This window comes from Rahnella sp. AA (assembly GCF_002834385.1).
Lineage (GTDB): Bacteria > Pseudomonadota > Gammaproteobacteria > Enterobacterales > Enterobacteriaceae > Rahnella.
Window position 1 is genome coordinate 228,735 of the sequence record NZ_PITQ01000003.1, and the last position, 15,450, is coordinate 244,184.

Sequence of the window (15,450 nt, forward strand, 5' to 3'; positions counted from 1 at the left end):
CAGTTTATTTGCTCCTCCCCCTGCTAAGGGGGAGGTCGGGAGGGGGTTTGGCAAAAGACTACTTTGCCAGATTATCAAGGAGATAAGCCAGCCCCAGCCGGTAATGTCCGTCGAATCCGCAGACGGTTTCTGCACTCAGTAAGGCATCAATAATAGCGTGTTCTGTAGCATCTGCTGCCAGCGCCAGCAGCGGTTCTAATCTGGCATCCGGTAACGTGGCACCTTCACGCTCAGTTGAAAAGGCCAGTGCGATATCACCGGAACCGTGGCCCCAGTAGCTGCCCAGACGCCCTAACCCGGCTCCGGCGCGTTTGGCGATCCGCCCGAGCTGGCGGCTGTCGAGATAACGGTCGCAGGCCATGATGATAATGATGGAACCGGCGTCCACCTGCGGAGCAAGTTGTGGCTGGATTTGCGCGATGGCGCCCCCGACGCGCACGCCGTCGAGCGTCAGTTCGGACAGCTTGCCGAAATTCGCCAGCACCAGCACGCCGAGCGTTGCGTTAAGCTCTTCACACCAGCGCGATGCCGTGCCGATCCCGCCTTTGAGGCCGAAACTGCTCATGCCACGCCCCGCCCCCACGCTGCCACGGGCGAACGTTTTTGCCGCGCCGTCGAGTGCGGTCAGCGCGTCGTCTTCGCTGACCGCCATCGCCTGAATATCGTTAAGATAGAAGTCATTACATTCCAGGATCACCGGATTAATGGTCGCGTCCGGTCGGCCAATTTGCGGGAACTGTTCGCAGCTGCGCTTCACCAGCGCGTTGAACAAGGTGCCGGTGGCGAAGGTATTGCTGAGCAGAATGGGCGTTTGCAGTTCGCCCAGTTCCATTATCTGAATCAGTCCCATGGGTTTGGCAAAACCATTCAACACCGCCGCGCCGCACGGCAACGGGGTTTCATAAAGGTTATCGCCCGGCGGCACAACCGCGGTGACGCCGGTCTGGATATCCCCCGCCGCCAGCGTGCTGTGGCCGACGGTCACGCCCGCGACGTCAGTGATGGAATTGGCCGGCCCGCAGGGAAAACGCGGGTGAAAGATCTGACGCGTTTTGCGCCAGCGTTGCAGCAAGGTCGCCAGCGCCTGCTGCGTGAATTCGTCTTCATTATCTTGCAGGTGCATCACTCTTCCGTTTCATGTCATGAATTCAGTCAGAAATTACTTCTTCAGTTTAGGATCAAGCGTGTCACGCAGCGCATCGCCGAGCAAATTAAACGCCAGAACCGTGAGGAATATCGCCAGACCCGGGAAAACGCTGACGTTCCATTTGCCCGCCATCATCATGTTACGGCTCATCGCCAGAATATTGCCCCACTCCGGCACGTCCGGTTCCGGGCCAAGGCCGATAAAACTCAAACTGGCGGCGGTGAGAATGCTGGTGCCGATGCGCATGGTGAAATAGACAATCACGTTCGAGAGCGTGCCCGGCAGAATATGGCGCAAAATCACCACGCGGTCAGGCGCACCGACGCAGCGCACTGCTTCCACGTAGGCACTTTGTTTGATGGATAACGTTGCCGCGCGCACGATGCGGGCAAAAACCGGCACGCTGAACACCGCCACGGCGATAATCACGTTATTCAGCCCGGGGCCGAGAATGGCGACCACGGCTATCGCCAGCAACATGCCTGGGAACGCGAACAGAACGTCGGATCCGCGCATGATCAGCATGTCGGCCCAGCGGCCATAATAACCGGCCAGCAACCCGAGCAAAACACCGGCAATCATGCCCAGCGTGACCGAGAAAATGCCGACGTAGAGCGAAATCCGTGCGCCATAAATAATACGGCTGAGCACGTCGCGGCCTAAATCATCGGTGCCAAACCAGTGTTCCGGCGTCGGGCCGACGCCCAGCGCCATCCAGTCCGGCGTCATCGGATCATAAGGCGCGAGCCACGGCGCAAAAATGGCCACCAGGATCAGCAGCAGAATGAATCCGCCGGACACCAGTGCCATCGGATGGCGGATAAACGTCTGGAAAAAGTCGTACCACGGCGAGCGGATATCATCACTCTGCGCAGCAACCGCTGCCGGTTGGTTTTCTCCAGGCACTGAGACAGGATCGGTCATATGCAGCTCCTAGCGCAGGCGAATGGCAGGATTGACGACGGCGTACAGCACGTCAACCAGCAGATTAATGAGAATAAATTCAAACACAAAAAGCATCACCAGCGCCTGAATTACCGGCTGATCCTGCGTTTTGATGGATTCGATCAGTAACCAGCCCAGCCCGGGCCAGCTAAAGACGCTTTCAACAATAATCGAGCCGCCGAGCAGGAAGCCAAACTGTAAGCCCAGCATGGTGATAATCGGGATCAGCGCGTTGCGCATGATGTGTTTCCAGGTCACCAGCCGCGCACGTAAGCCTTTGGCATTGGCGGTGCGGACATAATCTTCCTGCGCGACATCGAGAAACGCCGAACGGGTGAAACGCGCCATGACCGCCGCGACCGAAGAACCGAGCGTAATCGCCGGTAAAATGATGTCGGTCGGCTGGTTAAATCCACTGACGGCAAATATCCCAAACGGCATCGCAACAAACTGAATCAGCAGCAATCCGAGCCAGAACGGCGGCATGGAAATCCCGCCGACCGCCATGCTCATCAGCGTCCAGTCCTGCCATTTACCGCGTTTAAGCGCTGACACCACGCCAATCACCAGCCCCAAAACCACTGACCAGGCGAAACCGGCCAGCGCCAGCAGCAGCGTGGGCATAAATCCGCTTTCGATCACGCTTAACACCGGCTGACGCGTGCGGTATGTCGTGCCCAGATCACCATGTACCATACCGTCGAGCCAGTGCCAGTACTGCGCCGGAAGCGGATCATTCAGACCAAGCAGTTGCCGCGCTGACTCAACCGCCTCAATCGGCGCATCCTGACCGGCGTAAATACGCGCAGGGTCACCCGGCAGCAGCTTGATAAATCCAAATACCAGTAATGACACCACCAGTAAAACAGGGATCATTTCCAGTATCCGGCGGAGAAAATAGGTCAGCATAAATGTGTTTCCCTGAGCCTGGATATTGATGACGGTTTACTCATCCCCGGCGCAGAAGAGAGAGCTGACCGAAGGTCTGGCCTTTGCTCCTCCCCCTGCGAAGGGGGAGGGAGTAAACCGCATACACGTTCTGGCAATCAATTACTTAAACTGTGCCTGATTGAAAATCAGAGAACCGTCGGCCAGCATGTAGACGCCGGACAACGCTTTGCTCTTACCGACCAGATTGTCCGGTACACCCAGATACGCCACCGGCGCATCGGCCCACAGCAGTTTCTGCGCATCGGCATAGGCCGCTTTACGTTTTTCAACGTCGGCGGTTTGCAACCCGGCGGTGATCGCCGCATCAACCTGTTTGTTGCTGTAGTACGACACGTTGTAGGCCGACGGGATCCACGATTCGGTAGCGAACAGCGGGCGCAGCGCCCAGTCAGCATCACCGGTCGAGGCCGACCATGCGCCGTAATACATTTCGACTTTCGCATCTGCCGGTTTAGGCGTGCTCCACAGACGCTGCGTCAGGGTTCCGGCATCCATCGGCACCAGCTTCACGCGCACACCAATCAGCGAGAGTTGCTGTTTCAGGAACTGCGCGCTGCGAATGCGGTCGGTTTTATTCGAACTCCACATTTCCACATCGAAGCCTTTCTCATAACCGGCTTCTTTCATCAGCTCTTTTGCTTTGGCGATGTTGTAGCTGTAATCCGGCGTGGTTTGCTTCTGGTAGAACTGGACGTTTTTCGGCAGCGGCGACGTGGATGGTGACCCTAAACCGGCGAAGCCCACTTTCAGCCATAAATTACGGTCAATGGCGTAGTTGATGGCCTGACGGACGCGCACGTCGGAGAACTCTTTTTTCTGCGTGTTGAAGGCGATGTAATACAGGTAAATGCCCGGATCCTGCGCGATATCGAGTTTCGGATCGCTTTTCACGGTTTCTACCAGATCAGACGGCAGTGGATAAACGGCATCGACGCCGCCGGATTTCAGTTTTGCCACCTGCGTGGAATCTTCCGGCGTCGGATACAACGTTACGGAATCGACTTTCGGCCAGCCTTTTTGCCAGTAATTGTCGTATTTCACCAGCTTGACGTCTTTGCCCTGCTGCCATTCGACGAATTTAAACGGCCCCGTGCCGACCGGATGTACGCTCAGATCCTGCTCGTTCGGATACTGTTTTAACGACGCCGGGCTGTGCATGACCGCAGACGGGTGAGCCAGCGTGTTGATCATCGCGCCAAACGGTTTATTCAGCGTGATTTTGACCTGATAAGGGCTCGTCACGTCTACCGATTTGATCATGCTGAACAGCGAGTTGCGCTTCAGATGATTCGCCGGATTCGCCAAACGATCGAGGTTGGCTTTTACCGCATCGGCGTTAAACGGCGTACCGTCCTGGAAGGTCACGTCGTGACGCAGGTTGATGGTGAATTCGGTGGCGTCGCTGTTGCTGGTGTAATCGGTCGCCAGCACCGGCACGACGGCCATTTTGCTGTCGAACTGGAACAGGCGTTCAAAAATGCCACTCTGGATGGAGTAGCTCAGCGTATCCGTGGTGTCGTGCGGATCAAAACCGGTCACGTCGGCATACATAGAGATGCGCAGATCTTTAGCCTGTGCTGAAGCGGCAAAACATAACGCCAGCCCTGCTGCCAGCAGGCTTTTACGCAGAAACGTCGAGTGCATGGTCTTCTCCTGTGTGTTCCCAAAAAGAAATATGATTTATCCCTGTGCGACCCAGTGATGTTCGCTGACCCGGGAATATTTAAGTTTTTCTATCTGTACACCTGCCGGATGCACCGGCGACTTTACTTCCACATCATCAAAATTACGGAGCGCACGCTGTGTCGGATCGGCCACTGGCACCGAACTGAGCAGGCGTCGGGTGTAAGCGTGTTGAGGATTGCTAAATACCGCATCGCGCGGGCCAATCTCGACGATCTGCCCGCTATACATCACCGCGACCCGGTTGGCGATGCGTTCCACCACCGCCATGTCATGCGAGATAAACAGCCAGGCCACGCCGGTGTCGCGCTGTAAGTCCATCATCAGATTGACCACCTGCGCCTGAATCGAGACATCCAGCGCCGATACCGCTTCATCTGCAATAATCACCTGCGGCTGCAACGCCATCGCGCGCGCAATAGCAATACGCTGGCGCTGGCCGCCGGAGAATTCATGCGGGTAGCGCCGTGCATGAGAAGGATCCAGCCCGACACTTTTGAGCAACTGATTCACCACCGGCGTGGCATCTGCCAGCGACTTTTTCAGGCCGTGGAGCAATAAAGGTTCTGCAATAGAAAAACCGACGGTCAGGCGCGGATTCAGCGAGGCGTACGGATCCTGAAAGACCATCTGAATCTGGCGGCGTACGGCCTGAAACGGCGTGTCGCGCATCAGCGTAATTTCTTTGCCTTCCAGATGAATGCTTTCCGATTCGCTGCCGACCAGACGCAAAATCGCCCGTCCGGTGGTGGATTTTCCGCAGCCACTTTCCCCGACCAGCGCCAGCGTTTCCCCCGGCCAGATAGAGAAATCGATTTGCTCCACGGCGTGCACTTCTTTGGTCACGCGCGACAGCACGCCGGAACGGATCGGATAGCAGACCCGAAGCCCGCGCACGTCGAGGAGTGGCGGTGCGTCGTAATCTGCGGTTTTCTGATCACCTCCGGCGGCTGAAGTGTGAGGTTCATCACCTGCAATCGATTGCTTATTTGCGCCATTTTTAGGGGCGCTGAGCAGCGGAAAACGGCGTGGCCATTTCAGCCCCTGCATGTCACCCAGTTTCGGCACGGCAGCCAGCAGCGCGCGGGTATAAGGGTGCTGCGCGTGGGCAAAAATTTCGGTCACGCTGCCCTGTTCGACCACGTTGCCCTGATACATCACCACCACGCGGTCGGCAATTTCGGCGACAACGCCCATGTCATGCGTAATAAAGAGCACGGACATGTCGGTGCCCTGTTGCAGGTCACGCAGGATTTGCAGAATGCGCGCCTGAACGGTGACATCCAGCGCAGTCGTGGGCTCGTCGGCAATCAGCAAGGCCGGATCACAGGCCAGCGCCTGCGCAATCATTACGCGCTGACGCATCCCGCCGGAAAGTTCGTGCGGATAACATTTGAGAATGCGTTCAACGTCGGGGATACGCACCTGTTTAAGCAAGTCGCGTGCAATATTAAGCGCATTGGCTTTGGTCGCCATCCCGTGATCGAGCAGCCCTTCCGTGAGCTGATCGCCGACCCGTAATACCGGGTTCAGCGACGTCATCGGCTCCTGAAAGATCATCGACATTTCACGGCCACGCAGCTTACGCCGGGACTCATCTGACAGAGAATTGAGGGCGTGCCGGGTGCCGTCGCGCCCGAAGAAATTGACCGTGCCGCCGTCGATATGCGCGGAATCCGGCAGCAACCCCATGACGCTCAGTGACGTGACGGACTTACCGGATCCGCTTTCGCCGACCACCGCCACCACTTCACCTTTGTTAATAGAAAAGGAAACGCCTTTCAGCGCCTGAGTTTTGCCCTGCCGGCCTGAAAATGTCACCGACAAATCGTTAATCTGCAAAATTGGCGATGGCTGTTCATTAATCAAAAAACGTCTCCTTTATATAGCAGTTAAAAATCAGAGCCAGACTTCGCCATTCTCGTAGCGCAATGCCGGTTCGGCGTCCTGCGCCAGCCAGATCGGGCCATCCAGATCGACACGTTCGGCCTGAACCGCCACCGGCAGCGCGGCTTCCATCGCAATGGAAGACCCGAGCATGCACCCGACCATAATCCGCAGCCCCAGACGGCGGGCTTCTTCGGTCATCGCCAGCGCTTCGGTCAGCCCGCCGCATTTATCGAGTTTGATGTTGATCATCTCGTAACGGTCGCGCAAACCGGCGATATCCGAACGTTCGTGACAGCTTTCGTCGGCGCAGACAGGGATAGGATGCAAACAACGCACCAGATCTTTGTCGTTACCTGCCGGAAGCGGTTGTTCAATCATCGCCACGTTATATTCGTGCAGCGCCTGAAAAAGGCTGCCGAGATCCAAACCCTGCCAGGCCTCGTTAGCATCCACCACCAGCGTCACCAGCGGTGCTGCCGCGCGTATAGCGGCGACTTTCTCAATAATCTGCTCACGGTCGAGTTTGATTTTCAGCAACTGTGCGCCACCTGCGGCGGCCACTTCAGCGGCTTTCGCCATGTTCTCCACGGAATCCAGACTCAGGGTTTCTGCCGTGATAACCGAAACAGGTTTCGGCATATCAAGCAGTTGCCACAAGGTTTTGCCCTGTTTTGCCGCATCCAGACGCCACATTGCACAGTCGAGGGCATTGCGCGCCGAACCGATCGGCATCACTTCCTGCAACGCTTCACGGGTCAGCCCCTCTTCAACCCGCGGGCGGATTAAATCCAACTGTTCGCAAACGCTTTGCGGGGATTCCTGATAATGCGCAGTGGGCGTGCATTCGCCGGTTGCGGTAAATTCACCGTCAGTCAGCGTCACCCGCACCACCGTGACAGCGGTGCGCGTACCCCGGGAAATTGCAAATGGCTTCGCCAGCGGCAATTCGACGGACCGGAAAGTCATCTCAGTCATCAGCCGTTGTCCCTGATCCATTGCGCAATATTTTTGATGCCGAAACGTACCGGATCGGTGGCAGGAACCCCGAATTCTTTGCTGATTTCCGCCAGCGCGATTTTGGCTTCTTCTTCACTCACGGCAGAGGTGTTCAGCGAGAAACCGGCGATCTTAACGTCCGGGCTGGTGAGACTGGCTGCGGCCAGATTAGTGTCGAGACACTGACGCAGCGTCGGCATAAACTGGTGCGGCAGATGACGCATGTGCGGGCGCCCCAGTTCATGACACATTACTAATAAGTGTGCCTGCGCGCCGTGGATCAGGCCCATGCTGACGCCTGCAAAAGACGGGTGATAGAGCGATCCCTGCCCTTCGATGATGTCCCAGTGGTCATCTTCATTAGCCGGAGCCAATGCTTCGACCGCACCGGAAATAAAGTCCGCAATCACGGCATCAATCGCGATACCGGCACCGGCCACCAGCACGCCGGTTTGCCCGGTAGCACGGAAATCTGCTTTCAAATCCAGCTCACGCATGGCCGCCTCAAGCGCCAGAGAAGTGTACATTTTGCCGACGGAACAATCGGTGCCGACGGTAAGAATGCGTTTGCCGCTGCGCTTCTTGCCGGTGCCGGTATCCAGCTCCGGTTGCATATGGCGCACATCGAACAACTGCACGTTATGTCCGGCGGCAAGTTCCACCAGTTCGGGGATATCGTTCAGCCCCTGATGCAAACCGTTCGCTACGTTCAGCCCGGCGCGGATCGCCGTTTTAATGGAATCAATCCAGTGCGCAGGTAATTTCCCACCCGAATTCGCCGTCCCCAGGACCATGGTTTTTGCACCCTGCGCTTTTGCTTCATCGATGCTCAGATCCGGCAACCCCAATGACACAGAATCCGTTGCCAGACGAATTTGTCCGACACAGGCTTCAGGGCGCCATACGTGTATCCCGCGCGCAGTTTTCGCCGCCAGTGGATCCATAACATCGCCCAGGAATAACAGGTACGGCTTCGGTATTTGCTGCATGTCAGTTTCTCCGGAAATGAATTTTAGAATGTGTTTTAAGTAAGACCGGAGGACACTATTCCACGGGGGGCACAACGCGGCGAATACTTGTTTAGCGCTGGGGTATAACTTCAGGTTATGGGTATTAGAATATTGAATTTATGGGGATTATTTCACATAACGAGAAAAAGCGAGTGGCGGGGGATTCACGGGAAAGCAGCAATAAAAAAAGGCAGAGCCAATGAACTCTGCCTTTGCGATTACCTTTTTCAGACACAGAATGGGGTAATAATTTTCAAACCAACTTAGAAGCGGTAAGTCAGTGCTACAGCAACAACGTCGTCAGAGCTCACGCCCAGTTTGTTGTTGTCATCAATCAGGTTGATTGCATAGTCAACATAGGTGTACATGTTTTTGTTGAAGTAGTAGGTTGCGCCCACTTCAACGTATTTGACCAGATCTTCATTGCCAATGTTTTCAACATCTTTCGCTTTAGACTGAACATAAGCAACGGAAGGGCGCAGGCCATTTTCGAACTGGTACTGTGCTACGAATTCGTAACCCTGAGTTTTGTTAGCGTAACCGCCAGCAATTGGCTGCTGGTTGCGGGTTTCGTTATACATTGCGGCCAGATAAACCTGATTAGCATCATATTTCAGGCCAGTTGCCCATGCAGACGCTTTATCACCACCACCGATTGCGGAAGCGGCCTGGTTATTGGTACGGTCAGAAGAAGAACCCGCGATAACAGCACCGATACCTGAACCTGCGATATCAGAATAATCGATGGATGCGCCGTAACCGTCACCGTTGGCACGCTTATCAGCACGGCCGTCGTTTTCGTTTTTAGCCTGGTATTGCAGGGCAATATTCAGACCGGTCACCAGGCCAAAGAAGTCCTGATTACGGTAAGTAGCCAGGCTGTTAGAACGGCCTACCATGAAGTTATCAGAGTTACCGGTATCGCCACCGAACTCTGGCAGCATATCGGTATAGCCGATTGCGTCGTATACCACACCGTAGTTACGGCCGAAATCGATAGAACCGAAGTTTTTGATTTTCAGACCCGCGAAGCCCAGACGCGTTTTAGTCCCTTCAGTCCCGCCATGGCTCACGCCGTCGGAATCAACGCTGGTCGCTTCAGCGTGGTTAGCCTGAATGTTATATTCCCACTGGCCATAACCGGTCAGTGTGTCATTAATTTGAGTTTCACCCTTGAAGCCCAAACGCGCATAAGTCAAATCGCCATCTGAGCCTTTGTCATCAGAGAAATAATGCTTAGCGGTTACACGACCGTAAAGGTCCAGTTTATTACCGTCTTTATTATAAATTTCGGCTGCATTTGCGGTAGAACCCACTGCAATTAAAGAGACCGCTAAGGCCAGCACACTGCGCTTCATCATTATTTAAGTTTCCTTGATTTTTTATAAAGGAGTTCTCATGCCCGCTTTCTTTTATATGGCGGGAATATCGGGCTGTGAGTATTTGTACATGTTTTAAAATGCGTCTGTCTGTAAAACGATTTGAACCTTAACACTGAGCACAAAAAGTTAAAATGGAAAAGTTCGACTCATTAAGTCTTTTTTGCGTAAAGAGTTGTAACCAAACATTTCAAACATAAGTTCACAACCCCCTGATTATATGCGGTTTTCGCATAACGTTTTGCACCAAGATTGTGCGATGCACTTTTTTGGCGCAATAAACCTTTCGATTTGTAAAGTTGTTGCAAGCCAGATCACCTTTATCAAAAGGTTTTTTTCTGTTAACAATCGTTAATGAATTAACAGAGTAATAAATCACTCTGCATTTAAATAGTGCATAGCAGGGTAATTATATTCATGATAAGTTCATTATCGAATTAATAGAAAATGCAGCCATAAGATTTATGTACTACGTAATTTTTTTTGATTTAGGATTTTTAATAAAATAACTGAACAAAATAAAACCAAATTTGATTATTGAATAATGACGGGCGTGATTGATTTGGACGAAAATAAAGATTTCACCAATGCCCGTATTGGGTGATTTTTATTCAAAACGGGCTTTGGTTTTTAATTCCTCCCTTTTTACCCGGGAGGCAGTGACATATTTAGCGAAACTGTGCGGCGTGGAGTTGTGCGTACCGGCCCTGACGGGCCAGCAGAGATTCGTGGGTCCCCTGCTCAACGATGCCTTCTTTATCAACGACGATAATACGGTCTGCGTTCTGAATCGTCGCCAGCCGATGTGCAATCACCAAAGTGGTTCTGCCTTCGGACAGCTCGGCCAGCGATTGCTGAATCGCCTGTTCGGTTGCGGTATCCAGCGCGGAGGTCGCTTCGTCAAGGATAAGGATCGGCGGATTCTTGAGAAAGATACGGGCAATGGAAAGCCGTTGTTTCTGCCCGCCTGAGAGTTTAACACCCCGCTCACCGATCACCGTGTCCATCCCCAACGGCAACGCGTCGATCACATCGTCAAGGCGCGCACGGCTGGCGGCAAGACGAATTTCTTCTTCGCTGGCATCCAGCTTGCCGTAGGCAATATTTTCGCGGATTGTGCCGCCAAACAGGAAGACATCCTGCTGCACAATGCCGATGTTGTGGCGCAATGAGGTTTGCGTCATATCACGGATATCAATGCCATCGATGGTGATACTGCCGCTGTCAATTTCATAGAAACGGGGCAGCAGCGAGCACAGCGTGGTTTTCCCCGCACCGGACGGCCCGACAAACGCCAGCGTTTCACCGGCATTAATCGACAGCGTGATCCCGTTCAGAATTTTACTGGCAGGCGTATAGCCGAACACCACATTGTCATAATGAATGTCACCACGCAGATGGCTGACAACCTTCGCATCCGGGCGATCCACGATATCCGGTGCCGTATCGATAAGCTGTGTGAAGCGTTTAAAGCCAGCAATCCCTTTCGGATAGCTTTCCAGAACAGAGCTGATTTTCGCCACCGGACGGAAAAACACCTCCACCAGCAGCAGGAAACCGACGAAACCGCCGTAGGTCAGTTGGTCATTGATCACGTACCAGGTGCCCGCCACCATCACAATCAGCTGAACCAGCCGCGTGCTCAGATAACTCAGCGTCAGGCTGGCGGTCATGATCTGATAGGCTTTCAGCTTCGTCGTCCGATATTTATCGTTGTCATGCGCGAACAGTTTTTGCTCATGTTCTTCGTTGGCGAAGGCTTTCACCACGCGGATACCGCCGATGCTTTCTTCTATACGGGCGTTGAAATTCCCCACCTGCCCGAACAGCCGCCGCCAGGTTTCCGTCATTTGCGCCCCGTAACGGCTGACCATCCAGGTCATCGCGGGCACAATAATGATGGTCATCAGCGCCAGTTGCATATGCACGGTTGCCATCAGAATAAAGGCCCCAATGAAGGTCATCACCGCGATAAACACGTCTTCCGGCCCGTGGTGCGCGACTTCCCCGACCTCTTCCAGATCTTTGGTCACATGCGTAATGATGTGGCCGGTTTTAGTGTTGTCGTAATAACGGAAAGAGAGTTTCTGTAAATGGCTGAAAGCCTGACGGCGCATGTCGGTTTCAATCCCGACGCCCAGCGCGTGGCCCCAGTAGTTCACAATCGCCATCAGCGCGGTGTTAAACAGGTAAATCAGCAGCAACCCGACCGTCGCGCCGATGATCAGCACCCAGTCATGGGCAGGCAGAAGCTTATCAATGAAAGTTTTGATCGCCATCGGGAACCCCAGTTCCAGCAATCCGGCGAGGATCGCGCATCCGAAGTCGAGGAAGAACAGTTTTTTATAAGGCGCGTAATAAGAGAAAAAGCGGCGGAGCATCATGCATCCTCATGGAATAGCCCGGAGGCGAAGCCGATAGTCTAGATGAAAACTTTTATCAATCAGAGAGTTTTATGGGCCTGCTTTCTGTACGGATTACCGGAAATTCAGCGTTCTTTTTTGATCTGGCGATAAAATTGCGTGATACTGTTTAAATACACAGTGCGGCATTTTTTGGCAAATTAAGGGAACATCATAGGAGCATTTACCGGTTTTACGCAGCCTGGCCTGACCTTCCTGCAGACACTTCGTCAGAACAATAATAAAGAGTGGTTCGATGAAAATCGTGATATCTATCAGGAACATCTTCTCGACCCTATGCGCAAGCTGGTCGAGGATCTGAGCCAGGATATGGTGGTCATCGACGATCTGTTTGAAACCCGCCCGGCAATTGGCAAAACCATCTCCAGAATGCACCGCGATACACGCTTCTCTCACGACAAATCTATTTATCGTTGCAACCTCTGGCTGACGTTCAAACGGTCACGTAAAAACTGGACCGATGCGCCGGTGTACTTCTTTGAATTCGGTCAGGACTGGTGGCGTTACGGGCTGGGTTATTACAGCGCGTCGAAAACCACGATGGATCTTTTCCGCCAGCAGCTTCTGAAAAAGCCCGCAGAATTTCTGAAAATGGCGAAATGCATCGAGCCGAATTTCACCATCGAAGGCGACAGCTATAAGCGCCCGCTGATTAAAGATCAGGATCCGGCGCTGGCGGCCTGGTACAACAAAAAATCCTTTGCGCTGATAAGTTCACACAGGGATATGGAGCCGGTTTTGAGCAGCGAATTGGTGGGGATCCTGAGGGCTGATTTTCTGCGCATTGCACCGTTATATCAGATGCTGATGGGGATCGAGGGGATGAAGAGGAATCAACTGCCGTTGGGGGAAGAATGATGTTCATGGGCTCGCCGCCCAGACTGGCCCAACGGATTGAGACCATTTCGGTTTTTCACTTGCAGTGAGGGCTTCATCGGGATCGAGTAAATTTCGGTTTCTCACTCGCCGTGGGGGCTTCATCGGAATCGAGAAAATTTCGGTTTTTCACTCGCCGTGAGGGCTTCATCGGAATCGAGAAAATTTCGGTTTCTCACAAGCCGTGGGGGCTTAATCGGAATCGAGAAAATTGCGGTTTCTCACGAACGGTGGGAGCTTAATCGGAATTGAGAAAATTTCGGTTTCTCACGGACGGTGATCACTTAACGCGCTGCGCCGAAACCGCCAAAGAGGGAGGAAAGCGCCTCCCTCTTTGATCTCCCACGCTTTTTTCACTGCGCGCTGCCGCTGGAACGATGGACATGTTCTGTTACTCCGACGAGTGGCGCGAAATCTTGCCGCTGCGCGGTTCCTTCCCTACGGGTTTCGAGCCTGAGGTCTCGAACCCTCGGTCAGCAAAATTTCTGAGCGCGCCAGCTTACCTTTCTTAAAGATAAAACCAGACCGTTTTTGAATTGAAAAAGCCATTGGCCGCTATCAGAAAGCTTGCTGAATGAGTGTTTCGAGACCTCAGGCTCGAAGACCGAAATGAAGGTACCGCGCAGCGGCAAGATTTCGCGGCAATAGCTGTGGTTGCTGAAACATAGTCAGCGAGCGACAGCGCGCAGTTAAAAAAGCGCAGAGTCCAGAGACCCGCGCGTTACCGGGTCTTTGGTCGGTGTGGGCCGACGCCCACGACCTTGACGTTGAAGTTGAAGTTGAAGTTGAAGTTGAATTTAACTCCCAACTCCCCCGGTTACCTCAACCGCCATCCGAACATATATCTCCCGTAATTTCCCGGTAATCTCCCCCGGTTTCCCATCTCCGATCGCTTTCCCGTTCAGGCTCACCACCGGCCAGATAAAGGTTGTGGCGGAACTGATGAAAATTTCCCGCGCATTCTGCGCCTCTTCCAGAGTGAACGGGCGTTCTTCAAATCGCAGATCGTTTTGTTTCGCCAGTTCGAGCAGTGCCTGGCGCGTGATACCGTGCAGGATATGCGTGCTCAGCGGACGGGTGATCAGCGTGCCGTCGGCATCGACGATCCACGCATTGCTGGAACTGGCTTCGGTGATCAGCCCGTTTTCCACCAGCAGCGCGTCGTCCGCATCGTGTTTATGTGCGTATTCTTTGGCAAGGCACGGCGCTAACAGACCGACGGTTTTAATATCGCGCCGATGCCAGCGGATATCATCCACGGAAACCATGCGGATGCCGGTTTTGGATTTCGGATGATCAATCAGCGGACGGGCCTGCGTGAACATCAGGATAGTCGGGCTGACAGTTTCGCCGGGAAAATCAAAGTCACGGTCGCCGCTGTTACCACGGCTGATTTGCAGATACACCGCCCCTTCCCGCAAATTATTTTCGGCGATTAGCCGGTTTTGCAGGATTTCGATTTCTCCTGGTGCGCAGGGTAACCGCAGATCCAGTGCCTGACACGAACGCACCAGCCGGGCCAGATGGGCGGCATTATCCAGCAACCGGCCATTCAGGACGGCGCTCACTTCATACACCGCATCCGCAAATAAGAAACCGCGGTCAAAGACAGATACCTTCGCATCCTGCTCGGCAACAAACTCCCCGTTGAGGTATACCGTTCTGGTCATGTTATTTTTCCTGGCCAAATTGAAATAGGATTTTTATTAGCTTAACTGAGTCACAGGAATAAACTGCGTGAAAACTGAGCGGGCGATGTTGACGTAACGCAGGTTTCTGGCTGCCGGCGCATAAAAAAAGCGCTCCGTTGAGCGCTTTTCAGAAAGTCACCTGAAGGTGTCAGATTTCGCCTTTCTTCTTTTTATTGCGGATCACCAGCCAGCTGATCAGTGCCATCGCTGCGCCAATAAAAATAAACCAGATGCCCAGCAGCAGTTGGGGCGCCATTTCACCCGGTGGGGTTTCAGGGCTGCCGACCACCAGACCGTGGATTGTGGCAACAACACCAATAACAAATAAAATCATGCTGTTGCGTAATAAACGGCGGGCTACGGTCATAGGTTGTCTTGGGGTGGCCATCGGATGCGTCCTTGAGCAAAAAATAAAGATAAGGGCGCATCATAGCGCCCTTCGTTTTTATGTCAAAACAG

At 53.6% G+C, this 15,450-nt stretch carries 12 protein-coding genes; 1 reads left to right on the top strand and 11 read right to left on the bottom strand.

The features are described from left to right. Positions 1 to 58 precede the first annotated feature (58 nt). The 9 genes from CWS43_RS09360 to CWS43_RS09400 form a co-directional block, all read right to left on the bottom strand. Positions 59 to 1,123 (bottom strand): P1 family peptidase, encoded by a 1,065-nt coding sequence (locus CWS43_RS09360; protein WP_101076673.1) that lies wholly within the window; start codon positions 1,121 to 1,123, stop codon positions 59 to 61. A 36-nt stretch (positions 1,124 to 1,159) separates the two neighbouring features. Then, positions 1,160 to 2,071 (bottom strand): ABC transporter permease subunit, encoded by a 912-nt coding sequence (locus CWS43_RS09365; protein ID WP_101076674.1) that lies wholly within the window; start codon positions 2,069 to 2,071, stop codon positions 1,160 to 1,162. Positions 2,072 to 2,080: 9 nt separating this feature from the next. Beyond that, positions 2,081 to 3,001: an ABC transporter permease subunit gene (locus CWS43_RS09370; RefSeq protein ID WP_101076675.1), complete on the bottom strand. Its 921-nt coding sequence runs from the start codon at positions 2,999 to 3,001 to the stop codon at positions 2,081 to 2,083. Between the two features lie 141 nt (positions 3,002 to 3,142). Next, a complete protein-coding gene (locus CWS43_RS09375; protein ID WP_101076676.1) occupies positions 3,143 to 4,687 on the bottom strand; it encodes a glutathione ABC transporter substrate-binding protein in 1,545 nt (514 codons plus the stop codon). Between the two features lie 36 nt (positions 4,688 to 4,723). Continuing rightward, positions 4,724 to 6,595 (bottom strand): ABC transporter ATP-binding protein, encoded by a 1,872-nt coding sequence (locus CWS43_RS09380; RefSeq protein ID WP_198555801.1) that lies wholly within the window; start codon positions 6,593 to 6,595, stop codon positions 4,724 to 4,726. 30 nt (positions 6,596 to 6,625) lie between these two features. Continuing rightward, positions 6,626 to 7,591 (bottom strand): N-acetyl-D-Glu racemase DgcA, encoded by a 966-nt coding sequence (gene dgcA, locus CWS43_RS09385; RefSeq protein ID WP_101076677.1) that lies wholly within the window; start codon positions 7,589 to 7,591, stop codon positions 6,626 to 6,628. Next, complete coding sequence (dgcN, locus tag CWS43_RS09390; protein WP_101076678.1) at positions 7,591 to 8,601, bottom strand: N-acetyltransferase DgcN; 1,011 nt, start codon at positions 8,599 to 8,601, stop codon at positions 7,591 to 7,593. Before dgcN ends, dgcA begins: the two co-directional genes overlap by 1 nt. Before the next feature lie 284 nt (positions 8,602 to 8,885). Further along, entirely contained in the window at positions 8,886 to 9,983 is a 1,098-nt protein-coding gene (locus tag CWS43_RS09395; protein ID WP_101076679.1) for a porin, read from the bottom strand. 686 nt (positions 9,984 to 10,669) lie between these two features. Continuing rightward, positions 10,670 to 12,382, bottom strand: coding sequence for an ABC transporter ATP-binding protein (locus CWS43_RS09400; RefSeq protein WP_101076680.1), 1,713 nt, complete (start codon positions 12,380 to 12,382; stop codon positions 10,670 to 10,672). 192 nt (positions 12,383 to 12,574) lie between these two features. Between CWS43_RS09400 and CWS43_RS09405 the strand changes: the two genes are divergently transcribed. Next, on the top strand, positions 12,575 to 13,282 hold the full coding sequence (locus CWS43_RS09405) for a DUF2461 domain-containing protein (RefSeq protein WP_101076681.1): 708 nt from the start codon (positions 12,575 to 12,577) through the stop codon (positions 13,280 to 13,282). A gap of 815 nt (positions 13,283 to 14,097) precedes the next feature. Here CWS43_RS09405 and CWS43_RS09410 read toward each other — a convergent pair. Together CWS43_RS09410 and CWS43_RS09415 are read right to left on the bottom strand one after the other, a co-directional pair. After that, a complete protein-coding gene (locus CWS43_RS09410; RefSeq protein WP_101076682.1) occupies positions 14,098 to 14,970 on the bottom strand; it encodes a D-amino-acid transaminase in 873 nt (290 codons plus the stop codon). Between the two features lie 169 nt (positions 14,971 to 15,139). After that, on the bottom strand, positions 15,140 to 15,379 hold the full coding sequence (locus tag CWS43_RS09415) for an LPXTG cell wall anchor domain-containing protein (RefSeq protein WP_101076683.1): 240 nt from the start codon (positions 15,377 to 15,379) through the stop codon (positions 15,140 to 15,142). Positions 15,380 to 15,450: the final 71 nt, after the last annotated feature.

Coding starts and splice junctions, on each gene's coding strand:
- CWS43_RS09360 (WP_101076673.1), bottom strand. CDS start 1,123: ATGCACCTGCAAGATAATGAAGACGAATTCACGCAGCAGGCGCTGGCG.
- CWS43_RS09365 (WP_101076674.1), bottom strand. CDS start 2,071: ATGACCGATCCTGTCTCAGTGCCTGGAGAAAACCAACCGGCAGCGGTT.
- CWS43_RS09370 (WP_101076675.1), bottom strand. CDS start 3,001: ATGCTGACCTATTTTCTCCGCCGGATACTGGAAATGATCCCTGTTTTA.
- CWS43_RS09375 (WP_101076676.1), bottom strand. CDS start 4,687: ATGCACTCGACGTTTCTGCGTAAAAGCCTGCTGGCAGCAGGGCTGGCG.
- dgcA (WP_101076677.1), bottom strand. CDS start 7,591: ATGACTGAGATGACTTTCCGGTCCGTCGAATTGCCGCTGGCGAAGCCA.
- dgcN (WP_101076678.1), bottom strand. CDS start 8,601: ATGCAGCAAATACCGAAGCCGTACCTGTTATTCCTGGGCGATGTTATG.
- CWS43_RS09395 (WP_101076679.1), bottom strand. CDS start 9,983: ATGATGAAGCGCAGTGTGCTGGCCTTAGCGGTCTCTTTAATTGCAGTG.
- CWS43_RS09400 (WP_101076680.1), bottom strand. CDS start 12,382: ATGCTCCGCCGCTTTTTCTCTTATTACGCGCCTTATAAAAAACTGTTC.
- CWS43_RS09410 (WP_101076682.1), bottom strand. CDS start 14,970: ATGACCAGAACGGTATACCTCAACGGGGAGTTTGTTGCCGAGCAGGAT.
- CWS43_RS09415 (WP_101076683.1), bottom strand. CDS start 15,379: ATGGCCACCCCAAGACAACCTATGACCGTAGCCCGCCGTTTATTACGC.